Annotated in this window: 19 protein-coding genes; 13 read left to right on the forward strand and 6 right to left on the reverse strand. The window is 72.4% G+C overall.

Translation table 11 applies throughout. From position 1 onward, the window contains the following. Positions 1–127 precede the first annotated feature (127 nt). The 5 genes from AB0D99_RS18620 to AB0D99_RS18640 all read left to right on the forward strand — a co-directional run bounded on the left by AB0D99_RS18620 (position 128) and on the right by AB0D99_RS18640 (position 6,898). Positions 128–1,294 carry a sensor domain-containing protein gene (locus AB0D99_RS18620; RefSeq protein ID WP_362362681.1) on the forward strand — a complete coding sequence of 389 codons (1,167 nt, stop codon included), beginning with the start codon at positions 128–130 and terminating at the stop codon, positions 1,292–1,294. Between the two features lie 175 nt (positions 1,295–1,469). Then, entirely contained in the window at positions 1,470–2,756 is a 1,287-nt protein-coding gene (locus tag AB0D99_RS18625) for a sensor domain-containing protein (protein WP_362362684.1), read from the forward strand. Between the two features lie 194 nt (positions 2,757–2,950). Next, complete coding sequence (locus AB0D99_RS18630; RefSeq protein WP_362362994.1) at positions 2,951–3,610, forward strand: response regulator transcription factor; 660 nt, start codon at positions 2,951–2,953, stop codon at positions 3,608–3,610. Positions 3,611–3,915: 305 nt separating this feature from the next. After that, positions 3,916–5,853 carry a 2-oxoacid:acceptor oxidoreductase subunit alpha gene (locus AB0D99_RS18635; protein WP_362362687.1) on the forward strand — a complete coding sequence of 646 codons (1,938 nt, stop codon included), beginning with the start codon at positions 3,916–3,918 and terminating at the stop codon, positions 5,851–5,853. Continuing rightward, positions 5,846–6,898 (forward strand): 2-oxoacid:ferredoxin oxidoreductase subunit beta, encoded by a 1,053-nt coding sequence (locus AB0D99_RS18640; RefSeq protein WP_362362689.1) that lies wholly within the window; start codon positions 5,846–5,848, stop codon positions 6,896–6,898. Before AB0D99_RS18635 ends, AB0D99_RS18640 begins: the two co-directional genes overlap by 8 nt. A gap of 55 nt (positions 6,899–6,953) precedes the next feature. Here AB0D99_RS18640 and AB0D99_RS18645 read toward each other — a convergent pair whose 3' ends face one another. From AB0D99_RS18645 to AB0D99_RS18660, 4 genes are all read right to left on the reverse strand, one after another. Continuing rightward, a complete protein-coding gene (locus tag AB0D99_RS18645) occupies positions 6,954–9,152 on the reverse strand; it encodes a bifunctional serine/threonine-protein kinase/ABC transporter substrate-binding protein (protein WP_362362692.1) in 2,199 nt (732 codons plus the stop codon). Positions 9,153–9,155: 3 nt separating this feature from the next. After that, positions 9,156–11,429 carry a bifunctional serine/threonine-protein kinase/ABC transporter substrate-binding protein gene (locus tag AB0D99_RS18650; protein ID WP_362362695.1) on the reverse strand — a complete coding sequence of 758 codons (2,274 nt, stop codon included), beginning with the start codon at positions 11,427–11,429 and terminating at the stop codon, positions 9,156–9,158. Next, on the reverse strand, positions 11,426–12,088 hold the full coding sequence (locus AB0D99_RS18655; protein ID WP_362362698.1) for a hypothetical protein: 663 nt from the start codon (positions 12,086–12,088) through the stop codon (positions 11,426–11,428). Before AB0D99_RS18655 ends, AB0D99_RS18650 begins: the two co-directional genes overlap by 4 nt. Before the next feature lie 249 nt (positions 12,089–12,337). Beyond that, positions 12,338–12,745 carry a helix-turn-helix domain-containing protein gene (locus AB0D99_RS18660; RefSeq protein WP_362362701.1) on the reverse strand — a complete coding sequence of 136 codons (408 nt, stop codon included), beginning with the start codon at positions 12,743–12,745 and terminating at the stop codon, positions 12,338–12,340. 88 nt (positions 12,746–12,833) lie between these two features. On the opposite strand from AB0D99_RS18660, the gene AB0D99_RS18665 reads away from it, so the two are divergent. Together AB0D99_RS18665 and rarD are read left to right on the forward strand one after the other, a co-directional pair. Then, positions 12,834–13,703: an NmrA family NAD(P)-binding protein gene (locus tag AB0D99_RS18665; RefSeq protein ID WP_362362704.1), complete on the forward strand. Its 870-nt coding sequence runs from the start codon at positions 12,834–12,836 to the stop codon at positions 13,701–13,703. An 82-nt stretch (positions 13,704–13,785) separates the two neighbouring features. Further along, positions 13,786–14,808: an EamA family transporter RarD gene (rarD, locus tag AB0D99_RS18670; RefSeq protein WP_362362707.1), complete on the forward strand. Its 1,023-nt coding sequence runs from the start codon at positions 13,786–13,788 to the stop codon at positions 14,806–14,808. Positions 14,809–14,874: 66 nt separating this feature from the next. Here rarD and AB0D99_RS18675 read toward each other — a convergent pair whose 3' ends face one another. Then, the gene (locus AB0D99_RS18675) at positions 14,875–16,266 is read right to left on the reverse strand and encodes an MFS transporter (protein ID WP_362362997.1); all 1,392 of its coding nucleotides are present in this window, start codon (positions 16,264–16,266) and stop codon (positions 14,875–14,877) included. 106 nt (positions 16,267–16,372) lie between these two features. Here AB0D99_RS18675 and AB0D99_RS18680 point away from each other — a divergent pair, with 106 nt between their 5' ends. Then, entirely contained in the window at positions 16,373–16,825 is a 453-nt protein-coding gene (locus tag AB0D99_RS18680; protein ID WP_362362710.1) for a helix-turn-helix domain-containing protein, read from the forward strand. 245 nt (positions 16,826–17,070) lie between these two features. Beyond that, positions 17,071–17,523 (forward strand): VOC family protein, encoded by a 453-nt coding sequence (locus tag AB0D99_RS18685; RefSeq protein ID WP_362362713.1) that lies wholly within the window; start codon positions 17,071–17,073, stop codon positions 17,521–17,523. A gap of 3 nt (positions 17,524–17,526) precedes the next feature. Here AB0D99_RS18685 and AB0D99_RS18690 read toward each other — a convergent pair whose 3' ends face one another. Continuing rightward, a complete protein-coding gene (locus AB0D99_RS18690; protein ID WP_362362715.1) occupies positions 17,527–18,027 on the reverse strand; it encodes a DUF1203 domain-containing protein in 501 nt (166 codons plus the stop codon). A gap of 190 nt (positions 18,028–18,217) precedes the next feature. Here AB0D99_RS18690 and AB0D99_RS18695 point away from each other — a divergent pair, with 190 nt between their 5' ends. The 4 genes from AB0D99_RS18695 (at position 18,218) to AB0D99_RS18710 (ending at position 22,898) form a co-directional block, all read left to right on the forward strand. Next, the gene (locus AB0D99_RS18695; RefSeq protein WP_362362718.1) at positions 18,218–19,405 is read left to right on the forward strand and encodes an FAD-dependent oxidoreductase; all 1,188 of its coding nucleotides are present in this window, start codon (positions 18,218–18,220) and stop codon (positions 19,403–19,405) included. Between the two features lie 62 nt (positions 19,406–19,467). After that, positions 19,468–20,364, forward strand: a complete 897-nt coding sequence (locus tag AB0D99_RS18700; RefSeq protein ID WP_362362721.1) for an RNA polymerase sigma-70 factor — start codon at positions 19,468–19,470, stop codon at positions 20,362–20,364. A gap of 86 nt (positions 20,365–20,450) precedes the next feature. Continuing rightward, positions 20,451–21,257: an NmrA family NAD(P)-binding protein gene (locus tag AB0D99_RS18705; protein WP_362362724.1), complete on the forward strand. Its 807-nt coding sequence runs from the start codon at positions 20,451–20,453 to the stop codon at positions 21,255–21,257. Positions 21,258–21,596: 339 nt separating this feature from the next. Further along, positions 21,597–22,898: a M28 family metallopeptidase gene (locus AB0D99_RS18710; RefSeq protein WP_362362727.1), complete on the forward strand. Its 1,302-nt coding sequence runs from the start codon at positions 21,597–21,599 to the stop codon at positions 22,896–22,898. The last annotated feature ends 47 nt before the right edge of the window (positions 22,899–22,945 follow it).

Here is a 22,945-nt window from a genome sequence, read left to right on the forward strand (position 1 = left end):
GTCTAGGCCCTGTTAAAGAGGCCGTAAGCGGTCGTGTCCACGGAGTGAGCGGGTGGGGATATCCCTACTCGCCTCCACCCACGTACCCCATGGCATGCCCGGCCTCCGGACCGGCAGGCTTGGGCCCATGAGCGTCGACACCGATACCCCTGACAGCGACCGGCTGCCGCCCGCCCGCATCGGCTACGGCCGGCACACCTGGAAGGAGGTCTCCTTCCTGCTGGCCAATCTGCCGATCGCAGTGGTCGGGTTCGTGTACGCGGTGGTGTCGGTCGCCATCGGTGTCGGGCTGTCCGTCACGGTGATCGGTCTGCCCCTGCTGGCGCTCGGTCTCGCGGGCGCCCGCGGTCTGGGCCGGGCGGAGCGGGCGAGGGCGCGGGCGCTGCTCGGCGTACGCGTGGAGGAACCCAGCCCGCTCCCCCGCCGGCACGGCTTCCTCCCCTGGCTGTGGGCGTCGGTGAAGGACCCGGTGGCCTGGCGGACCTTGCTGTACGGCTTCATCCGGCTGCCCTGGGGCATCGTGACCTTCACCGTCACCCTCGTCTCGCTGATCGTGCTCTGGCCCGTGCTGCCCTTCCTCGCCCGGGGGCTCGCCAACGCGGACCGGGCCATGGTGCGCGGCCTGCTCTCGCCCTCCGACGAGCTGGAACGGCGGATCGCCGAGCTGGAGAGCGACCGGGGCGTGGTCGTGGACACCGCCGCCGCCGATCTGCGCCGCATCGAGCGGGATCTGCACGACGGCGCCCAGGCCCGGCTCGTCGCGCTCGCCATGGGACTCGGCCTGGCGAAGGAGAAGCTTCTGGAGGACCCGGAGGCGGCGGCGTCCATGGTCGACGAGGCGCACGGCGAGGTGAAGCTGGCGCTCCAGGAGCTGCGGGACCTGGCCCGGGGCATCCACCCGGCCGTCCTCACCGACCGCGGCCTGGACGCGGCGCTCTCCTCGATCGCCGCCCGGTGCACCGTCCCCGTGAAGGTGACCGTCGATCTGACCGAGCGGCCGGCCGAGGCCATCGAGGGCATCGCCTACTTCACCGTGTCCGAGCTGCTCCAGAACGTGTCCAAGCACGCCCGGGCGCGTTCCGCCTCCGTGGAGGTGTGGCGCCGGGAGGACCGGCTGCTGCTCCAGGTGCGGGACGACGGGCGCGGCGGGGCGCGGCTGGACGGCGGTACGGGGATGGCGGGGCTCGCGGAGCGGCTGGGGGCGGTGGACGGGCTCTTCGTCCTCGACTCGCCGGAGGGTGGTCCGACGACGGTCACGGCCGAACTCCCGTGGCGCGCGCGCCCCGCGACCTGACCGGCCGTCCGGACCTGACCGGCCGTCCGCCGGGCCCCGGCCCCGGCCGCGAGCCACCCGTCCCGGGTAGGGAAAACCCCCGGACCCAGAGGCCCACCTTCCTCATGGTCCGGGGCTCGCCGGGGCGGAACCCTTGGACACATCGACCTCACTCCTGCAGAAACGGACACCAGCGATGGCCTCTCACCGTCTCCCCGCCGCGATCCGCGCGCCGTTCGAGGGGCGCACCTGGCGCGAGTTCGGCTACCTGGTGCTCGGACTGCCGCTGAGCGTCGCCTACTTCGCCCTCTCCATCGCCCTGGTCTCGGCCGGCGCGGGTCTCCTGATCACCTTCCTCGGCATTCCCGTCCTGGCCGGTGCGCTCGCGATGTGCCGGGGCTTCGGCGCCGTGGAGCGGGCTCGGGCGCGCGGTCTGCTGGGGCTGAAGGTGGCGGCGCCCGCTCCGGCACGGGGCCGCACGGGCGGGGCGATGGCGTGGATGGGGGCGACGCTGAAGAGCGGCGCGTCCTGGCGGCACCTGCTGTACGCGATCCTCCACATGCCGTGGGCGATCTTCGCCTTCACGGTCTCGGTGGCCTTCTGGACGTACGGCTGGGCCCTCTTCACGTACCCGCTGTGGCAGTGGGTCTTCCCCCTGTACACGGGGCAGGACGGCATCCAGCTGTACGGCGACGAGACGCACGCGTTCTACCTCGACTCCCCCTTCGAGATCGCCGTCACCAGCGCCGTCGGCCTGCTCTTCGTGCTCGCCGGGCCGTGGATCATCCGTTCGCTGGCGGCCGTCGACCGGCTGATGGTCTCCGGGCTGCTGGGTCCGTCGCGGCTCGCGACCCGGGTGACGGAGCTGGAGACGGACCGGGGCGTGGTCGTGGACACCGCCGCCGCCGATCTGCGCCGCATCGAGCGGGATCTGCACGACGGCGCCCAGGCCCGGCTCGTCGCGCTCGCCATGGATCTGGGTCTGGCGAAGGAGAAGCTGACCGAGGACCCGAGGGCGGCGGCGCGGATGGTCGAGGAGGCGCACGGCGAGGTGAAGACCGCGCTGCAGGAGCTGCGGGACCTGGCCCGGGGCATCCACCCGGCGGTCCTGACCGACCGGGGCCTGGACGCGGCGCTGTCGGCGGTCGCCTCCCGCTGCACGGTGCCGGTGTCCGTGGAGGTCGATCTTCCGGCCCGGCCGGTGCCGGCGATCGAGGGCATCGCCTACTTCACCGTGTCCGAGCTGCTCCAGAACGTGTCCAAGCACTCCGGCGCCCGGCGCGCCCAGGTGGACGTGTGGCGGGCGGGCGACCGGATGATGCTGCAGGTCGGGGATGACGGCCGGGGCGGAGCGGACGCCTCGGCGGGCAGTGGTCTGGCCGGCCTGGCGGAGCGGCTGGGCGCGGTCGACGGGATCCTCGTGGTGGACTCCCCTTCCGGCGGTCCGACGACGGTCACCGCCGAACTGCCCTGGCGAGCCTGAACCGGCCCGGGCACCGGCCCGCGTGGCGCGACGGGCGCACCGCGCGCCTGCGGCCGGGCGCCGGCCGCGCCGTCTGACACACCCCTGAACCCCAAGCCACCCCCGCGCGTCCCTCTTGCTGCGATGCTGGGGACGATCGCGGAAGAACATCGGAACATGGGGGCTTCAGGGTCGTGGAAGACGTGGCGGACAGGGTGCGCGTGGTCATCGCCGAGGATTCAGTGCTGCTCCGTGAGGGCCTGACCCGGCTGCTGACCGACCGGGGGCACGAGGTCGTCGCCGGTGTGGGCGACGGCGAGGCCCTGGTGAAGACCGTGGCCGGTCTCGCCGGTGAGGGTGCGCTGCCCGACGTGGTCGTGGCGGACGTGCGGATGCCTCCCACGCACACCGACGAGGGGGTGCGGGCGGCGGTGCGGCTGCGCAAGGAGTTCCCGGGGCTGGGGGTCCTGGTCCTTTCGCAGTACGTGGAGGAGCAGTACGCCACGGAGCTGCTGGCCGGTTCCAGCCGGGGTGTGGGCTATCTGCTGAAGGACCGGGTCGCCGAGGTGCGCGAGTTCGTGGACGCGGTGGTCCGGGTGGCCAGGGGCGGTACGGCGCTGGACCCGGAGGTGGTGCAGCAGCTGCTGGGCCGGAGCCGCAAGCAGGACGTGCTGGCGAATCTGACCCCGCGCGAGCGGGAGGTGCTGGGGCTGATGGCCGAGGGGCGGACGAACTCGGCGGTCGCGAAGCAGCTGGTGGTGAGCGACGGCGCGGTGGAGAAGCACGTCAGCAACATCTTCCTGAAGCTGGGCCTGTCTCCGAGTGACGGGGATCACCGCCGGGTACTCGCGGTGCTGACCTACCTGAACTCCTGATTACCTGACACTCTGTCAGATAGTCGAGCGGGGATCCGGCCACATCGAGCCGATACCCGCACAAGCGGGGCCTAGTACCGAAGGACGAGCGGAACGCGACTTTCCGGAAGACTCTGGGGGGCGACAGAACGTGACAATCCAGCACGAAGAGGCATCTCAAAACGAGGTCCACGATGCGAGAAGTCCCGGGAAGGCCCCCCTCACCGTCGTAGGGTGGGCCACGGGACGGCCGGTGCGCCGACCGTCCCCCGAGCCTTCTCCCGCCTCCGGCGGAGAGACCCTTGCCGCGAGGGAGGTCCAGTTCAGTGACCAGCCAGGTCAGTAGCGAGGCCGGTGAGGCCCTGGTCGGGGAGCAGCGCAGCGTCCCGGCAGCGCCCCACCACGGCGAAGACAAGGAAGTCCGGCGACTCGATCGGGTGATCATCCGGTTCGCCGGGGACTCCGGTGACGGCATGCAGCTCACGGGTGACCGCTTCACCTCCGAGACGGCGTCCTTCGGGAACGACCTCTCGACGCTGCCGAACTTCCCCGCCGAGATCCGGGCCCCCGCCGGCACGCTGCCGGGCGTCTCCTCGTTCCAGCTGCACTTCGCGGACCACGACATCCTGACCCCGGGCGACGCCCCGAACGTGCTGGTCGCGATGAACCCGGCCGCCCTGAAGGCCAACATCGGCGACGTTCCGCGCGGTGGCGAGATCATCGTCAACACGGACGAGTTCGCCAAGCGGGCCATGGCCAAGGTCGGCTACGACACCTCCCCGCTGGAGGACGGGTCGCTGGACGCCTACCAGGTGCACCCGGTCCCGCTGACGACGCTGACGATCGAGGCCCTGAAGGAGTTCGGGCTGTCCCGGAAGGAGGCCGAGCGTTCCAAGAACATGTTCGCGCTCGGGCTGCTCTCCTGGATGTACCACCGGCCGACCGAGGGCACCGAGACCTTCCTGCGCCAGAAGTTCGCGAAGAAGCCGGAGATCGCCGAGGCCAACGTGGCCGCCTTCCGGGCCGGCTGGAACTTCGGCGAGACGACCGAGGACTTCGCCGTCTCCTACGAGGTCGCCCCGGCGACCCGGGCGTTCCCCACCGGCACGTACCGGAACATCTCCGGGAACCTGGCCCTGTCGTACGGGCTGATCGCCGCCTCCCGCCAGGCCGACCTGCCCCTCTACCTGGGCTCGTACCCGATCACCCCGGCCTCGGACATCCTGCACGAGCTCAGCAGGCACAAGAACTTCGGCGTCCGCACCTTCCAGGCCGAGGACGAGATCGCCGGCATCGGCGCCGCCCTCGGCGCGGCCTTCGGCGGCTCGCTCGCCGTCACCACCACCTCCGGCCCGGGTGTGGCGCTCAAGTCGGAGACGATCGGCCTCGCGGTCTCCCTGGAGCTGCCGCTGCTCGTCGTCGACATCCAGCGTGGCGGCCCGTCGACGGGTCTGCCGACCAAGACCGAGCAGGCCGACCTCCTCCAGGCCATGTACGGCCGCAACGGCGAGGCCCCGGTCCCGGTCGTGGCCCCGAGGACCCCCGCCGACTGCTTCGACGCGGCCGTCGAGGCGGCCCGGATCGCCCTCACGTACCGGACGCCGGTCTTCCTCCTCTCCGACGGCTACCTCGCCAACGGCTCCGAGCCCTGGCGCATCCCCGACGTCGACGAACTGCCCGACCTGCGCGTCCAGTTCGCCGGCGGCCCGAACCACGAGCTGCCGGACGGCACCGAGGTCTTCTGGCCGTACAAGCGCGACCCGCAGACGCTCGCACGGCCCTGGGCCGTGCCGGGCACCCCCGGCCTCGAACACCGGATCGGCGGCATCGAGAAGCAGGACGGCACCGGCAACATCAGCTACGACCCCGCCAACCACGAGTTCATGGTCCGCACCCGGCAGGCCAAGATCGACGGCATCGAGGTCCCGGACATCGAGGTCGACGACCCGGACGGTGCGAAGACCCTCGTCCTCGGCTGGGGCTCCACCTACGGGCCGATCACGGCGGCCGTCCGCCGGCTGCGGGCGGCCGGCCGGCCGATCGCCCAGGCCCATCTGCGCCATCTGAACCCCTTCCCGAAGAACCTCGGGGAGGTGCTGAAGCGGTACGAGAAGGTGGTCGTCCCGGAGATGAACCTGGGCCAGCTCGCCACCCTCGTCCGGGCCGAGTACCTCGTCGACGCCCGGTCGCACACACAGGTCAACGGGATGCCGTTCAAGGCCGAGCAGCTCGCGTCGGCCCTCAAGGAGGCCATCGATGAGTGAGTCGCTCCTCAACCTCGTGCCGAAGGCCGAAGCCGCCCAGTCGATGAAGGACTTCAAGTCCGACCAGGAGGTGCGCTGGTGCCCGGGGTGCGGCGACTACGCCGTCCTCGCCGCCGTGCAGGGCTTCATGCCGGAACTCGGCCTGGCGAAGGAGAACATCGTCTTCGTCTCCGGCATCGGGTGCTCCTCCCGGTTCCCGTACTACATGAACACGTACGGGATGCACTCCATCCACGGCCGCGCCCCGGCCATCGCCACGGGTCTGGCCACCTCGCGCCGCGACCTGTCGGTCTGGGTGGTCACGGGTGACGGCGACGCGCTCTCCATCGGCGGCAACCACCTGATCCACGCGCTGCGGCGGAACGTCAACCTCAAGATCCTGCTCTTCAACAACCGGATCTACGGCCTGACGAAGGGGCAGTACAGCCCCACCAGCGAGCTGGGCAAGATCACCAAGTCGACCCCGATGGGCTCCCTGGACGCACCGTTCAACCCGGTCTCGCTGGCGATCGGCGCGGAGGCGTCCTTCGTGGCCCGTACGGTCGACTCCGACCGCAAGCACCTCACCGAGGTCCTGCGGCAGGCCGCCGACCACCCGGGCACGGCGCTCGTGGAGATCTACCAGAACTGCAACATCTTCAACGACGGCGCCTTCGAGGTCCTGAAGGACAGGGACCAGGCCGAGGAGGCCGTGATCCGGCTGGAGCACGGGCAGCCGATCCGCTTCGGCACGGGCCTGGACAAGGGAGTCGTACGGGACCCGGCCACGGGCGATCTGAAGGTCGTCACGGTCACCCCGGAGAACGAGGGCGCGATCCTCGTCCACGACGCCCACGCCGCCTCCCCGACGACCGCGTTCGCCCTCTCGCGGCTCGCCGACCCCGACACCCTGCACCAGACGCCGATCGGGGTGTTCCGCTCGGTGCGGCGACCGGTGTACGACACGCTGATGGCCGACCAGCTGGACACGGCGATCGAGCAGCACGGCAAGGGGGACCTGGGGCAGCTGCTCGCGGGCAACGACACCTGGACCGTGGTGGGCTAGCCGCCGACCGCACGGAGACGAGGGGCGTGGACCGCGGGGAAGCGGGCCGCGCCCCTCACTGCTTCTTGAGCCGCTTCTTCTCGTCCTCCGCCACCTGCGCGTACGGGCCGAGATAGCGCGGGACGCCCCGCTCGACCCGGTACAGGAACAGCCCGTCGCTGTACTTGAACAACACCGCGTTCTGCGTGTCGAAGCCGTACTTCTTCGCGACGCCCTGGAACGAGAACGTCCGCACCGCCCCCCGCACGGCGATCCGCGTGATCTCCAGCTGCTGGCCGGAGACCAGGCTCGTCATACGCTCGGCCAGACACGTCACGGCGTCGTACGCCTCCACCGCGAACCGATCGACCGGCGCCGAGCCCGACAGCCCCCAGCGCTTGCGGTAGGCGGCGGTGAACGCCCTGGCCGTGGGGACGAGCGCCGGGTCGACGTAGGAGGTGCCGAAGTACCAGCCCTCGGCGGCCGGACCCGCGACGGAGAGGAACTCCGGCTGCAGGGCGTACTCGACGCCGCCGCGCAGACCTCCGTAGCCCTGCCGCTTCAGCTCCTTGGCGCACAGTCCGGCACGGCGCGGGGAGACGCCCGCGAAGAGCACGACTTCGGGGCGGGTGGCGAGGGCCTCGCCCACCACGGACCCGAAGTCCTCCTCCTGCGCGGCGATCTGATGGATGGTCACCACCTCGCCCAGGCTGCTCATCGTGCTCTTCACGGAGCTGGCCGTACGCCAGCTGTAGTCCCCCGCCGCCCGGTCCAGGACCACGGCCGTCTGCTTGGCGCCGCGCACCAGGGCGAAGCTGGTGACGGGCAGTTGCAGCATGTCGTGCTGGACGCGCAGCTCGCGGTAGACCGGGCTGATGGTCGAGGCGGCAAGGTCGCCCTGGTCGATGCCGACGGCCACGGCCGCGAAGACCAGCTTGCTCGCGACGTACGCGTCGGCGCCGGCGACCACGGTCTCGCGGGTGGTGGGACCGACCACGGCCATGACGGCGGGGTCCTTCACGAACTCCCGCGCCACGGCGGCGGCCCGGCGCGCGTCCCCGCCGTCGTCCCGCGCCTTCAGCACCAGGTCGAAGGGCCGGTCGGAACGGGCGTTGAAGGTCTCGACGGCCAGCCGCCCCCCGCGCTCCTGGGCACGCCCGTCCGCCTTGCGCGGCCCGCTCAGATCGGTCTGGACGCCGATCGTGTACGAGGGCCGGGCGACGGGTGGTCCGGCGGTGCCGGTGCCGCCCGGCTCGCGGTTCACGAGGAAGGCCGTCACTCCGCCGGCGCCGGCGACGGCCACCGCGGATCCGAGGGCCAGGAAGCGTCGCCGTGACGGCGAGGTGCGGGTCCCGTCGGTGGACGCCACGACGGTCGGCTCCGCGACGGGCAGGTCCAGGACGCGGGCGGAGCGTTCCGCGATCAGCGCGGGCAGGCCCGGCGGCAGCCAGTCGTCGGCGGAGCCGTCCGCGGGACCGAGCGCGGTCCGCACCTCCGCCGCCGTGGGCCGGTCGCCGGGGTCCTTGGCCAGGCAGGCGGTCACCAGCGGCAGCAGCGCCCGCGGTACGTCGTCGAGGTCCGGTTCCTCGTGGACGGTGCGGTACACGACGGCGGCCACCCCGCCCGTGCCGAAGGGGCGTCGTCCGGTCGTCGCGTACGCCAGCACGCACCCCAGCGAGAAGACGTCGCTCGGCGGGCCGACCTCGTCGGCGCCGGTGACCCGCGCCTGCTCGGGGGCGAGGTAGCCGGGTGTGCCGATCATCGCGTCGGTGGCGGTGAGGGCGGTGGCCCCGGCCGACCGGGCGATGCCGAAGTCGATCAGACGGGGTCCGTCGAGGGCGAGCAGGACGTTGCCCGGCTTGACGTCGCGGTGGACGAGTCCGGCCTCGTGCATGTCGCTGAGCGCGGCGGCGAGCCGGGCGCCCAGGGCCCGTACGGTCGGCTCGGGCAGGGCGCCGTGGATGCCGACCGCCTCGGCGAGCGAGGGGCCGGGCACGAACTCGGTGGCCAGCCAGGGCGACCGGGCCTCCGGGTCCGAGCCGAGGACGCGGACCACCCAACGGCCGGTGATCCGCTCGGCGACCCGGGCCTCCCGCCGGAACCGCTCCCGGAAGCCGGGATCGGCGGCGTGCTCGGCGAGGATCAGCTTGAGCGCGGCGAGCCCGCCGCCGGCGGTCCGGGCGAGGTAGACCACGCCCATGCCGCCGGCGCCGAGCCGGCCGAGCAGACGGAATCCGGCGATCGACGAGGGATCGGCCGGCCGGAGGGGCCGCACCTCTCAGACCCGTCTGTTCGTCGGCGGGAGCGCGGGGGCGAACTCCAGCGGCTTGTACCGTCCGTTCTCCACGACGTACATGAAGGTGCCGGCCGCCGCCAGTTGTCCGCTCTCGGGCTTGAAGACGTAACCACCCATGACGCCCGTGTACTTGGCCTTGCGCAGCGGGGAGACCAGCGTGCTGCGGTCGGGACGTTTCCCGCCCTTGGCCGCCTTCTCGACCTCCTGGAGCAGGAGGTTGGTCATGTCGTAGTTCTCGCCCGTGTAGTAGTCGGGGGCCGAGCCGTACTTCTTCCGGTGCGCGCCGACGAGGGCGGACGCCTCCTTGCGGGTCGTGGGGTCGACGACCGGTGCGCCGAGGAGCCAGCCCTCCGCCGCGGCCCCCGCCTCTGCCAGGAAGCGGGGCCCGAAGACGTGCTGCCCGGCGACCCTCATGCCGGTGAAGCCGAGTTCGTCGAGCGCGCGGGCGGCGAGGGCGGCGCTCGGGGCGAGACCGCAGTGGACGTAGGCGTCCATGCCCTCCGCCATCATGCCGCCGAGTACGCGCTTGTAGTCGGTGGTGGGTCCGGGGACGACACGAGGGACGGGGACGACCTTTCCCTGGCGGAAGCCGAAGTTCGCCCCGCCGATGTACTGCCAGGCGTAGGTGTCGTCGGTCCGCTCCTGGAGGATGCCCGGCCGGATGCTCCGGGTCTTCGTCAGGACGTAGTAGGCGAGGCCGCTGCCGGCGATGATGTGCTGCGGGCATGCCTGCACCATCGAGAGCCCCTGGCCACCCACCGAATAGGTCAGCAGGTTCAGCCCGGCCGAGACCGTGATCACGGGCAGGAGTGCCTCGTCGTACGCGGGGAGGGCGGACAGGCCCGTGTAGTCGGAGGTGGGCCCGATGACCCCGATGACGTCGGGGTCACCGGTGAGGACGCGGGCCGCGGCCAGGGCCTTGCTCTGGTCTCCGCCGTCGTCGGAGACCTTGACCTCCAGCGTGAACGGCTTGTCCGCGCGGGCGTTGAACCGCTCGACGGCGAGCCGGACGCCGCGTTCCTGCGCGCGCCCGATGTCCTTGGCGGGGCCGGTCAGGTCCGCCTGGACGCCGACGACCCAGCGCCGCTTCTTCGGTCCGGGGGCGGCCTTCCCGTCCTTGTCGTCGTCCCGCAGCGCCGCCCAGGCGGCGACGCCGCCTCCTGCCGCGAGGACGGCCGCGCCCGAGGCGAGGAGCAGGAACCTCCGTCTCCCGGGGGCGGCTTGACCGGTCGGATCCGATGCCGCCCCGAGCTCGGTGGCGTCGATCTCGGGCAGGGCGAGCATCGCCGCGGAGCGCTCGGCGATGGTCCGGACGACGGGGGCGGGCAGCCAGTCGGCGGCCGCGCCCGGGGTGTCCTCCGTGAGACGGGCGGCGATCTCCTCGGCGGTGGGCCGTTCGGCGGGGTCCTTGGCGAGGCAGGCGCGCACGAGGTCGAGGAGCCCCTCGGGTACGCCGGTGAGGTCGGGCTCGTCGTGGACGGTGCGGTACAGCAGCGCGTCGACCGCTCCCGTACCGAAGGGCGGGCGTCCGGTGGCCGCGTGGGCGAGGAGGCAGCCGAGCGCGAAGACGTCGCTGGGCGGGCCGATCTCGGCGGCGCGGGCCTCGGCCTGTTCGGGGGCGAGGAAGCCGGGGGTGCCGACGACCATGTCGGTGGAGGTGAGCGCGGTATCCCCGGTGGTCCGCGCGATGCCGAAGTCGATGAGGCGCGGGCCGTCGACGGCGAGCAGCACGTTGCCGGGCTTGACGTCGCGGTGGACGAGCCCGGCCGCGTGCACGGCCGCCAGCGCGCGGGCGAGCGCTCCGCCGAGGATCCGTACGCTCCGCTCGGGCAGGGGGCCGTGGGCGATGACCGCCTCGCCGAGCGAGGGCCCGGGGACGAAGGCGGTCGCCATCCAGGGCTCGGGGGCGTCCGGGTCGGCGCCCGTGACGGGGACGGCCCAGGGGCTGGAGACCCGGCGGGCGGCGTCGACCTCGCGGCGGAACCGTGCGCGGAAGTCGGCCTGGTCGGCCTGGTCGGCGTGGGTGACCTTCACCGCGGCGAGTTCGCCGTTGTCCGTACGGCCGAGGTAGACCACGCCCATGCCGCCGGCGCCGAGCCGGCCCAGGAGGCGGTATCCGGCGATCGCCGACGGGTCGGAGGTCAGCAGCGGCTGGAGCGCCGCGGGACGGGGCGCCGGCCGTGGACCGGGCTGAGGTTCCGGGTGCGGGTCCGGCTGGGGTTCCGGCTGCGGGTCCGGCTGGGCGGTGGGGCTCACGACTGGACCTCCAGCTGGTCCTCGGCGCGCCCGACCATGGCCACCAGGGCCTGGACCTGAGCGCTGTCGACGTCCTTGGCGACGTGGCCGGGTGCGCCCTTCACGACGGCGGCGACGGTGACCTGTCCGACGCGGGACTGGTACCAGGAGTACGTCTGCTCGCCCTTGACCGCGTCGTTGACGTACGTCCCCGCCTCCCTGAGCGAGTCCACGGCGGTGAAGTTACCGCCGACGCCGAAGGGGCTGCCGAGGGACATCAAGCCGGTGATCCGTTCCCCGTCGCGCAGTTGCTGGTCGGGGCAGCGGAGCGCCTCCTCCAGTGTCTGGGCCATCTCCCAGTCGGCGTCCGACTCGGTGCGGTGGACGACGACGGTGGCGGAGACCCGCAGCAGCCCCCTCCCCGCCGAGGCGGGGATCTCGCTGTAGGCGGTGACGCTGTGGAGCACGCTCCCCGGGCGGGTGCCGGTCTCCCAGGTGCACCGCGCGCCGAGCACGGGCCAGTAGTCGTCGGCGGTGAGGTGCGGGGTGCGCTTGACGTAGTCCGAGCCCCAGGAGTCGGGCCCCGCGACGATCGCGAGGGCGAGCCGCTTGGCCTCGGCCGCGTTCTTCGGGGCGCGCTTCGGGTCGGCCGTGAAGGGCAGCTTCGTGGGCGTGCCCAAGGGCGCCGTCGTCGGACTTCCCTCGGGTGGGGCCGCCGAGGTCGGACTCGCCTTCCCCTGGGGCTTTTTGCCGTCGTCGCCGGAATCCGAACATCCGGTCAGGATCACGCCGCAGGCGAGTAAGCCCCCGCAAGCGCGCAGCACTCTTCCGTATCCGTACGCCACAAGCCCCCCACGGAACGCTCACACTTTCCCCCAGTGGTGAGCAGATCGTACGACGCGCGGACCCAACGTGCCCTGGTTACAGCATCATTGGGACGATTCCGCGGCAGCCTCGCGACGCGCCTCGTCGTAGCGGACGCGGGCCTCCTGGACGGCCGGGACCGTCGCGTCGGTCCAGCGCGCCAGCTCCCAGACCTGCCGGGCGGCCTCCTCGCCCAGTCCGGTGAGGCTGTAGTCGACGCGGGGCGGGATGACCGGCTTGGCGTCGCGATGGACGAAGCCGTCGCGCTCCAGGGTCTGGAGGGTCTGGGTGAGCATCTTCTCGCTGACGCCGCCGACGCGTCGGCGCAGCTCGCTGAAGCGGTACGAACGCTCCCGCAGCGCGATCAGGATCAGGACCCCCCATCGGCTGGTGACGTGCTCCAGAACGAGCCGCGCCGGGCACATGGCGCCGTCGACGTCCGCCAGCAGGCTCCTCGGTTCACTTACTCCCATGCCAGTACCTTACTTCAAAGTGGGTACTTTCGAATAGTTGGCGCCCTCCGTACGGTGAGTGCATCACCCCGCGAACAAGGAGATCACCATGAGCGTCGTCGTCACCGGAGCCACCGGACAGCTCGGCCGTCTCGTCGTCGACGAGCTGCTGACCCGGGTCCCCGCCACGTCCGTGGCCGCCGTCGTCCGCGACAAGGCCAAGGCCGCCGACCTCGCCGAGCGCGGCGTCGGGCTGCGGATCGCCGACTACGGCAAGCCGGAGACCCTGGCGGGCGCCTTCGAGGCCGGCGACCGCGTCCTGCTGATCTCCGGCAGCGAGGTCGGGCAGCGGGTGCCGCAGCATGCCGCCGTGATCGCCGCGGCCAAGGCCGCCGGCGTCGCCCAGCTCGCCTACACCGGCGTCCTCGGCGGACCCGAGGCCGACTTCGACCTGGCCGCCGAGCACACCGAGACCGAGCGGCGGATCCTCGACTCGGGGCTGCCGTACACCTTCCTGCGCAACGGCTGGTACACCGAGAACTACACCGCCAACCTGGCTCCCGTCCTCGCACACGGCGCCGTGGTCGCCAACGCCGGTGAGGGCCGGGTCGCCTCGGCCGCGCGCGCCGACTACGCGGCCGCGGCCGCCGCGGTGCTGACCGGGCCGGCCGAGACGCACCTGAACACCGCGTACGAGCTGAGCGGCGACGTCGCCTGGTCGCTGGCCGAGTACGCGGCGGAGGTCGCCCGCCAGACGGGCCGGGAGATCACGTACAGCAACGTCCCGGCCGGGACGCACGAGGAGATCCTGACCGGCGCGGGCGTCCCGCCGCTCCTCGCCGCGATCCTCGTGGACGTCGACCGGGCCATCGAGCGCGGGGCGCTCGCCGGACGGACCGACGACCTGTCCCGCCTGATCGGCCGCCCGACCACCCCGCTCGCCGCGTCGATCGCCGAGGCGCTCGCGCAGAGGTCATGACCGTATTGCGGTACGGACATGACAGCCGGCCCCGTGCGGCGCTACCTTCGACGGAACAGCGCGGCGCGGGGCAGGAGATTCGGTGAAGGAAGACAACGAGGGACGAGCAGGACTTCTGTACGGGATCGGCGCCTACGGCATGTGGGGGCTCGTCCCGCTCTTCTGGCCACTCCTCAAGCCGGCCGGGGCGGCCGAGATCCTCGCCCACCGGATGGTGTGGTCGCTGGCCTTCGTCGGCATCGCGCTCCTCGCGCTGCGCCGCTGGGGCTGGATACGCGAGCTGGTGCGCAGCCCGCGCAAACTGGGGCTGATCACCTTCGCCGCGACGGTCATCACCGTCAACTGGGGCGTCTACATCTGGGCCGTCAACGCCGGCCAGGTCGTCGAGGCGTCGCTCGGCTACTTCATCAACCCGCTCGTCACCATCGCCCTGGGCGTCCTGCTCCTGAAGGAGCGGCTGCGGCCCGCGCAGTGGGTGGCGGTCGGCGTCGCCGCCACGGCCGTGCTGGTCCTCTCGATCGGCTACGGGCGCCCGCCGTGGATCTCGCTGATCCTGGCCTTCTCCTTCGGCGTCTACGGCCTGGTGAAGAAGAAGGTCAACATCGGCGGCCTGGAGTCGCTGGCCGCCGAGACCGCCGTCCAGTTCCTGCCCGCCCTCGCCTATCTGCTCTGGCTCGGCACCCAGGGCTCGGCCACCTTCGGCACCGAGGGCGCGGGCCACGCGGCGCTTCTCGCGGCGACCGGGATCGTCACGGCCGTGCCCCTGATCTGCTTCGGCGCTGCGGCCATCCGCGTACCGCTGTCGACGCTGGGGCTGCTCCAGTACCTGGCGCCGGTCTTCCAGTTCGGCCTGGGCGTCCTGTACTTCCACGAGGCGATGCCGCCGGAGCGCTGGGCGGGCTTCTCCCTCGTGTGGCTCGCACTGACGATCCTGACCTGGGACGCGCTGCGGACGGCACGGCGGAGCCGCGCCGAGGCGGAGGCGCTGGCCAGGACCGTCGTGGACCGCGCCCTCGCGGACACCGCGGCCGAGGGCGCCACGAGCGTGCCCGCCGAGCCCGGGACCGTGGCGCTTCCCACCACGCCGGCCCGGCCCGTGCACTGACCCCGCACGCACGCGACGGCCCCCGGAGTTCCCCTCCGGGGGCCGTCGCGTCTGCGCGTCCGCCGGTCACGAGACGGTGACCTCGGGGACGACCTCCGGAACCGCACGCGTCCGGTGGGCCCGTACGCCTGTCGCCGCGACCGCCGCGCCGACCGCCACCATGGCCAGCGGCACCACCAGCGCCGCCCGGAACCCGTCGATGCCGCCGCCGGCGATCCCGTACACCGCCGTCACCGCCGAGATGCCGACCGCCGAGCCGAACTGCACCGCGGTCGTCAGCAGCCCGCTGGCGAGCCCCTGCTCCTCCTCCTCGATGCCGTCGGTGGCGGCGATCGTGAGCGGTCCGTACGCGAGGGCGAAGGCGAGTCCGGTCAGCAGCAGGGTCGGGAACATCGCCGCGTACGACCAGTCCGGGCCGACCGGCAGGAACAGCGCGTACGAGGCGATCGCGAGCACGAAGCCGCCGAGGACGACCCGGGCGTTGCCGAACCGCGCCACGAGCCGCGGGGTGAGCGTCGGGGCGAGGACGGCGTCGACGCCCATCACGAGCAGGGCGAACGCGGTCTCCAGGGAGGACCAGCCGCGCAGCTCCTGGAGGTAGAGCGTGGCGACGAACTGGAAGCCGAAGAACGAGCCGACGAACAGCAGCGCCCCGATGTCGGCCCGGACCGTGGACGCCTTGCGGAGCAGTCCGAGACGTACGAGAGGGGCCGCGGCCCGGCGCTCGACGGCGACGAAGACCCCGACGAGGACGAGACCCGCGGCGGCGACGAACGCGGTCAGCGGCCAGCCGTCGAGTCCGTGCTCCATCCGGACGATCCCGAAGGCCAGCAGCAGCATGGCCCCCGCCGCGGTCAGCGCGCCCGCCAGGTCGAAGCCGCCGGGGACCTTCTCGGGCCGCGCCTCCCCGGGGACGAGCCGTACCGCGGCGAGCAGGACGACGGCGGCGAGCAGGACCGGAGCGAAGAAGACCCAGCGCCAGCCGAGCTGGGTGAGCAGCCCGCCGATGACGAGCCCGAGGGTGAAGCCGCCCGCCGCCGTGCCCGCGAAGACCAGCAGCGCCTGGTTGCGCTGCGGGCCCTCCTCGTACGAGGTGGTGATGATCGACATCGCGGCGGGGGTCATGAACGCGGCGGCGACACCGGTCACGAAGCGGGCCGTGATCAGCATCCAGCCCTCGGTCGCGAAGCCGCCGAGGCCGGAGAAGAGCAGGAAGACGGTGAGCCAGCCGAGGAACATCCGGCGGCGGCCGAGGAGATCGGCGGCGCGTCCGCCGAGGAGGGTGAAGCCGGCGTAGCCGAGGACGTACGCCGACATCACCCAGGCGGCTGTGCCGGTGGACAGATCCAGATCGGATCTGATGCTCGGCACCGCGACGGCGAGCATGGCGACGTCGATGCCCTCCAGGAAGATCGTTCCGCAGAGGACGAGGAGCAGGGCCCAGGCACGTGCGGGCATGGATGCGGACATGGCTGTCTCCAGGCGGGAAGGGAAGGGGTGGTTACCGGCCAGAGGGTCGGTTCCCTCTTGTAACCACCTGCATCCTGCGGCAGCATTCGGTGCCATGGAAGAAGGCACTTTGAAGTCACCGAGTCACTGCGAAGTCACCTACTCCGAGGGCCACGAGGGCGACACGGACCCCTTCCAGTGGGACACCCGGGAGGACTGCGAGGTGCGCCAGATCCTCGACCGCGTCGCCGACAAGTGGTCCCTGCTGGTCATCGCCCTGCTCGACCGCCGCAAGCTGCGCTTCACGGAGCTGCGGCGGGAGATCGACGGGATCAGCCAGCGGATGCTCACGGTCACGCTGCGCCAGCTGGAGCGGGACGGGCTGGTGAAGCGGACGGTGCATCCGGTGGTGCCGCCGCGCGTGGACTACGAACTGACCCCGCTGGGCGGGACGTTGCACACGACCATCCGCTCGCTGGTGACATGGACGGAACGCCACCAGAACGAGATCGCGGCGGCGCGCGAGGCGTACGACGCGAGGGAGGCGGCGGAGGTGGCCGCAGTCTGACCCGCGGTCGCGGCGGGCGCGGCACGGCACGCGGTCCGGGCCGGCGCGGACGCGACGAGGACACGGGGCGGCGGCACCGCCTGACGGCGGGGGCGTCAGGCGGTCGCGGCGGGCGCGGCGCGGTGGCGCATCACCGTCGCGGCGGGCGCGGCGCGGTGGCCCATCACCGTGCTGCGGGCGCGGCGTGTGGCGCATCGCGGCCGTCGCTGCGGTGCGTTCGGACCGGTGTGGGCGAGACTCGGCACATGACCGCACTGCACTGGAAGCTCGTGATCGACGCCGCCGACCCGCATGCCCAGGCCGCGTTCTGGGCCGCCGCCCTCGGCTACCTGGAGGAGGACAACAGCGCCCACGTCGCACGCCTCCTCGACCTCGGCGCGCTCCCGCCCGACGTGACCGTCACCGTCTCCGGCCGCCTCGCCTTCCGCGACCTGATCGCCGTCCGTCACCCGGACGACCCCTACGAGGAGGCGACCGGCATCGGCCAGGGCCGCCGGATCCTCTTCCAGCGCGTCCCGGAGGAGAAGACCGTCAAGAACCGCCTCCACCTGGACGTCCACATCGCCCCCGGCACCCGGGACGCCGAGGTCGAGCGGCTGGAGACCCTGGGCGCCTCCGTCCTGCGCCGGGTGGAGGAACAGGGAGGCGCCTGGGTGGTCATGAGGGACCCGGAGGGCAACGAGTTCTGCGTGCAGTGACGTTCAGGCGCGCCGCACCTCGAACTGGAAGCAGCCGTACTCGACGGCCCTGACGTGCACCAGCTCCACCACGGGGTCGGCGAACGCCTCCGCGAACGCCTCGTCGAAGCCCTCGGTCGCCCGGGCCGGGATCGCCAGGAGCCGACCGCCGACGATCCGCCCCGCGGAGTCGTAGCGGCGCAGGGTGCGCAGCGCGCCGGGCCGGTCGAAGGGGTACGCCCGCGGGTCCTCGGCCGGTCCCGCGCACTCCTCCGCGTGGATGAAGACCGGCCCCTGCTCGTCGTACGCGCCGGGCGCGGCCCCGGTCTCGGCGGCCCAGCGCCGCAGCGGGGCGTACGAGACGAGCGCGATCCGCTCCCCCGCCGCGCAGGGCCGCAGACAGCAGCGCAGCGGGCTGCCGCCCTCGGTCGCGGTGTACGGGACGCAGGGCCTGCCGGCGTCGTCCACGGCCCTGAGCTCGGCGAGGGCCGCGGGATCGACGGGGCGTGCGGTGTAGGTGGTCATGGGCCCAGCCTCACGCGTCGGCGCGGGACGCACCGGCGGTATTCGGACACCACGTTCCCCGTGCCAGGGGGCGCCCCGGCACCGTGATCCGGCTCACATGGACGCGGATCCGGCGCCCCCCTGTCACAAACGCCGGCCGCCCGGTGTCTCAAGGGCGAAGGAGCCAACACCGGCAAGCGGAGGAGACACCATGACCAGCACCACGAAGGTCGTCGTGATCGGCGGCGGGTACTCCGGCGTCATGGCGGCCAGCCGTCTGACGCGGCGCGACGACGTCACGGTGACGCTGATCAACCCGCGCGCCGCCTTCGTCGAGCGGATCCGGCTGCACCAGCTGGCGGGCGGGACCCACGAGGCGGTCGTGGAGTACCGCAAGGTCCTGGCCGAGGGCGTGGGCCTGGTCGTCGACTCCGTGACCCGGATCGACGCGGCCGAGCGGCGCCTGACCCTGGAGAGCGGCGGCACCGTCGACTACGACTACCTGGTCTACGCCGTGGGCAGCGGCAGCGCGCGACCGAGCGTGCCCGGAGCGGCCGAGTTCGCCTACCCGGTCGCCGGCCTGGAGGAGGCCGAGCGGCTGCGGTCGGCTCTCGAAGCCGCGCCCGTGTCGGCCGCGGTGACCGTCGTCGGAGGCGGTCCGAGCGGCATCGAGACGGCCGCCGAACTGGCCGAGACGGGCCGCAGGGTGACCCTGGTGTGCGGTCGGGTCCTCGGCCCGTATCTGCACCCCCGGGGCCGGCGCTCGGTCGCCGGGCGGCTGGCCGCGCTCGGGGTGACCGTGGTCGAGGGCCCCGGCGCCGAGGTGACGGCGGTGACGCGCGACGCCGTGCGGCTCGCGGACGGCCGCGAGCTGGCCGGCCACGTGACCGTCTGGACCGCCGGATTCGGCGTGCCGGACCTCGCCGCCCGCAGCGGACTGACCACCGACTCCCTGGGCCGCCTGCTCACGGACGAGACCCTGACGAGCGTGGACGACGAGCGCATCGTCGCCGCCGGGGACTCGGCGGCGCCGTCGGACCTGCCGTTCCGGATGGGATGCCAGTCCGCGGTCCAATTGGGCCCGCAGGCCGCCGAGACCGTTCTCAGCCGGATCGCCGGCGAGCGGCCCGCCCCCGTCGATGTGGGGTTCGCGGGCCAGTGCATCAGCCTGGGGCGCCGCTTCGGCATCTTCCAGGTCTCCCACAAGGACGACACCGCGAAGAAGCTCTACCTCGGCGGCCGCCCGGGCGCCAAGCTCAAGGAGCTCATCTGCAGGAGCACCGTCTGGCAGCTGGGATACGAGGCGCGCAAGCCGGGTGTGCGCACGTGGTGGGCGAAGGACGACAAGCGCGGGGAGCGGCTCGTCGCCAAGCACGGCGAGGCGCTCGCCACCCGCTGAACGGGCAGCATGGGCCCGGCCGTCGACGAGCGCGGCCGGGCACGAGGGAGAGAGAACGAGACATGAGCGACAACGCCACCGACGCGGCCACCGAGAGCTTCGTCGCCCACCGCAACCTGCTCTTCACGGTCGCGTACGAGATGCTGGGATCGGCGGCCGACGCCGAGGACGTCCTCCAGGAGACCTGGCTGCGGTGGGTCGAGGCCGACCTGGGGCAGGTGCGCGACCAGCGGGCCTACCTGGTCCGGATCACGACCCGCCAGGCGCTCAACCGGCTGCGCACCATGTCCCGCCGCAAGGAGTCCTACGTCGGCCCCTGGCTGCCCGAGCCGCTGATCACCGCGCCGGACGTGGCCGAGGACGTCGAACTCGCCGAGAGTCTGTCGATGGCGCTCATGCTCGTCCTGGAGACGCTCTCCCCGACCGAACGCGCCGTCTTCGTCCTGCGCGAGGTCTTCGACGTCGGCTACGACGAGATCGCCGAGGCCGTCGGCAAGACGCCCGCGGCCGTCCGGCAGATCGCCCACCGCGCCCGCAAGCACGTCGACGCCCGCCGTCCCCGCGAGGCGGTCTCCCCGGGCGAGACCCGGGCGGCCCTGGAGTCCTTCCAACGTGCCCTGGAGACCGGGGACATGCAGGGTCTCCTGGACGTGCTCGCCCCCGAGATCGTCCTGATGAGCGACGGCGGCGGTATCAAGCAGGCCGCGCGGCGGCCGGTCGTCGGCGCCGACAAGGTGGCCCGCTACATGATCGGCGGCATCGGCAAGTACGAGATCACCTTCACGCTCGACCCGACCGTGGTCAACGGCAGCCCGGCGCTCGTGGTCCGTGTGGACGGCGAGATCGACGGCGTCATGGCGGTCCGCGTCGAGGACGCCCGCATCACGGGCCTCTACTACGTCCGCAACCCCGAGAAGCTGACCCGCGTCCAGTCCGAGACCCCGATCGCCCTGCGCTGAGCGGCGCCGGGGGCGATCGCCCGGAAGCCGGTTGACCTCAACCGCGGTCGAGCTCCTACGGTCGTGCCGACGAAGGGAGTTCGACCATGACGACATTGGTGACGGGCGCCACCGGGAACACCGGCCGGCACGTGGTGGCGGAGCTGGTCCGCCGAGGAGAGCCCGTACGGGCACTGACACGGGATCCGGCCGGGGCCGCGGGACGGTTACCGGCCGGGGTGGAGCTGGTGGCCGGAACGCATACGGCACCGGACGGCCTGGGAGCCGCCCTCGACGGCGTCAGCCGTCTCCACATCACGGTGACGGCGGGGCTCGCCGAGGTGGGGCCCGAGCTGGTCCGCCGGGCGGTGGACGCGGGAGTGCGGCGGATCACCGTGCTGTGGGGCGGTTTCGTGGGCCCGGTCGAGAAGGCGGTCGCCGAGTCGGGTGTGGAGTGGACGCGCCTGGAACCGCAGGAGTTCATGTCCAACACCCTGACCTGGGCCGACTCGATCCGCGCCGAGGGAATCGTCCGCGAGCCGTACGACTTCCCCAGCGCGCTCGTCCACGAGGCCGACATCGCAGCGGTCGCCGCCACCGCGCTGCTCGACGACGGCCATCACGAGCGCGCCTACAACCTCACCGGGCCGCAGGCGCTGACCCCGCGCGAGCGGATCGCCGTGCTGGCCCGGGCGACCCGCCGCGACATCGACTTCGTCCCGCTCACGCACGAGCAGGCCGTCGACCGGCTGCTGGCCACCGGCGTGTCCCGCGCGGACGCCGAGTACGTCATCGGCTGGTACGCCTCCCCGACCGAGGACTCCACGACCGTCGACGACACCGTCGAACGGGTCACCGGACGCCCGGCGCGCACCTTCGCCCAGTGGGCGACCGAGCACGCCGACCGCTTCTAGAGCCCGGTCGCCGGCGACCACCGGCCGGCCCGCGGTCGGGCACCGCGATCCGCGTGCGCTCGTCGCACGGTCGGGCGCCGGGACCAGCCACGCTCGTCCCACGGTCGGGCGCCGCCGGCGGCGTTCGCCCGTCGCACGGTCGGCGGACCGTCCGATGAGCGAACGCCCCTGACCGGTTTCCGCTCTTGACGACACGTCACCCCGGCACTGAACATTCAGCACGCACAGACGTACGTCGCACAACCGCACCCCGCACAGCTCCAGCGCCTCGTGGCACCCACGCCCCGGGGCGTCTCGCACGTTTCCGTCCCATCCCCGTTCGGAATCCGGAGCCCCCACATGAAGTTCTCCGTTCCCAGACGCGCCGCCGCGCTCTCCGCCGTCGCGGCGCTGGCCCTCGCCGGGTTCTCCGGCGCCACCGCCGACGCGGCTCCCTCCGCGGCGGCCGCGCCCGACATCCCGCTCGCCAACGTCAAGCAGCACCTCACCGACCTGCAGTCGATCGCCTCCGCCAACGGCGGCAACCGCGCCCACGGCCGCACCGGCTACAAGGCGTCCATCGACTTCGTGAAGGCCAAGCTGGACGCCGCCGGGTACACCACCACCCTCCAGCAGTTCACCTCCAACGGAGCCACGGGCTACAACCTGATAGCCGACTGGCCGGGCGGTGACCCGAACCAGGTCCTCATGGCCGGAGCCCACCTCGACTCCGTCTCCTCCGGCGCCGGCATCAACGACAACGGCTCCGGTTCCGCCGCCGTCCTGGAGACCGCGCTCGCCGTCTCCCGGGCCGGCTTCCAGCCCACGAAGCATCTGCGTTTCGGCTGGTGGGGCGCCGAGGAACTGGGTCTCATCGGCTCGAAGTACTACGTGAACAACCTGCCGTCGACCGAGCGGGCCAAGGTCTCCGGCTATCTGAACTTCGACATGATCGGTTCGCCCAACCCGGGCTACTTCGTCTACGACGACGACCCGACGATCGAGCAGACCTTCAAGAGCTACTTCGCCGGCATCGGCGTGCCGACCGAGATCGAGACCGAGGGCGACGGCCGCTCCGACCACGCCTCGTTCAAGAACGTCGGCATCCCCGTCGGCGGTCTGTTCACCGGGGCCAGCCGGGTCAAGACCAGCGCCCAGGTGCAGAAGTGGGGCGGTACGGCCACGGCCTTCGACCGCTGCTACCACTCCTCGTGCGACACGACGTCGAACATCAACGACACCGCGCTCGACCGCAACAGCGACGCCGTCGCCCACGCGATCTGGACCCTGTCGGCCGGCACGACCACCCCGCCCGGCAAGGTCTTCGAGAACGCGGCCGACGTGTCGATCCCGGACAACGGCGCCGCGGTGACCTCCACCGTCGACGTCACCGGCATCACCGGCAACGCGCCCTCCGCCCTCAAGGTGGACGTGAACATCGTCCACACCTACCGCGGTGACCTCGTCGTCGACCTCGTCGCCCCCGACGGCTCGGTCTACAACCTGCACAACCGCTCCGGCGGCAGCGCCGACAACCTCGTGCAGACCTACACCGTGAACGCCTCCTCGGAGGTCGCCAACGGCGCCTGGAAGCTGCGGGTCCAGGACCGGGCCGCGCAGGACACGGGCTACATCAACAGCTTCAAGCTGACGTTCCCGTAACAGCAGAACTCCCGGGTGGGTCGGTGACCATCGCCCCCGACCCGCCC

Origin of the sequence: Streptomyces sp. NPDC047971, assembly GCF_040653355.1 — a bacterium.
In the GTDB taxonomy this organism is placed as follows: Bacteria; Actinomycetota; Actinomycetes; order Streptomycetales; family Streptomycetaceae; genus Streptomyces.

Coding starts and splice junctions, on each gene's coding strand:
- AB0D99_RS18620 (WP_362362681.1), top strand. CDS start 128: ATGAGCGTCGACACCGATACCCCTGACAGCGACCGGCTGCCGCCCGCC.
- AB0D99_RS18625 (WP_362362684.1), top strand. CDS start 1,470: ATGGCCTCTCACCGTCTCCCCGCCGCGATCCGCGCGCCGTTCGAGGGG.
- AB0D99_RS18640 (WP_362362689.1), top strand. CDS start 5,846: ATGAGTGAGTCGCTCCTCAACCTCGTGCCGAAGGCCGAAGCCGCCCAG.
- AB0D99_RS18660 (WP_362362701.1), bottom strand. CDS start 12,745: ATGGGAGTAAGTGAACCGAGGAGCCTGCTGGCGGACGTCGACGGCGCC.
- AB0D99_RS18665 (WP_362362704.1), top strand. CDS start 12,834: ATGAGCGTCGTCGTCACCGGAGCCACCGGACAGCTCGGCCGTCTCGTC.
- AB0D99_RS18675 (WP_362362997.1), bottom strand. CDS start 16,266: ATGCCCGCACGTGCCTGGGCCCTGCTCCTCGTCCTCTGCGGAACGATC.
- AB0D99_RS18680 (WP_362362710.1), top strand. CDS start 16,373: ATGGAAGAAGGCACTTTGAAGTCACCGAGTCACTGCGAAGTCACCTAC.
- AB0D99_RS18685 (WP_362362713.1), top strand. CDS start 17,071: ATGACCGCACTGCACTGGAAGCTCGTGATCGACGCCGCCGACCCGCAT.
- AB0D99_RS18690 (WP_362362715.1), bottom strand. CDS start 18,027: ATGACCACCTACACCGCACGCCCCGTCGATCCCGCGGCCCTCGCCGAG.
- AB0D99_RS18695 (WP_362362718.1), top strand. CDS start 18,218: ATGACCAGCACCACGAAGGTCGTCGTGATCGGCGGCGGGTACTCCGGC.
- AB0D99_RS18700 (WP_362362721.1), top strand. CDS start 19,468: ATGAGCGACAACGCCACCGACGCGGCCACCGAGAGCTTCGTCGCCCAC.
- AB0D99_RS18705 (WP_362362724.1), top strand. CDS start 20,451: ATGACGACATTGGTGACGGGCGCCACCGGGAACACCGGCCGGCACGTG.
- AB0D99_RS18710 (WP_362362727.1), top strand. CDS start 21,597: ATGAAGTTCTCCGTTCCCAGACGCGCCGCCGCGCTCTCCGCCGTCGCG.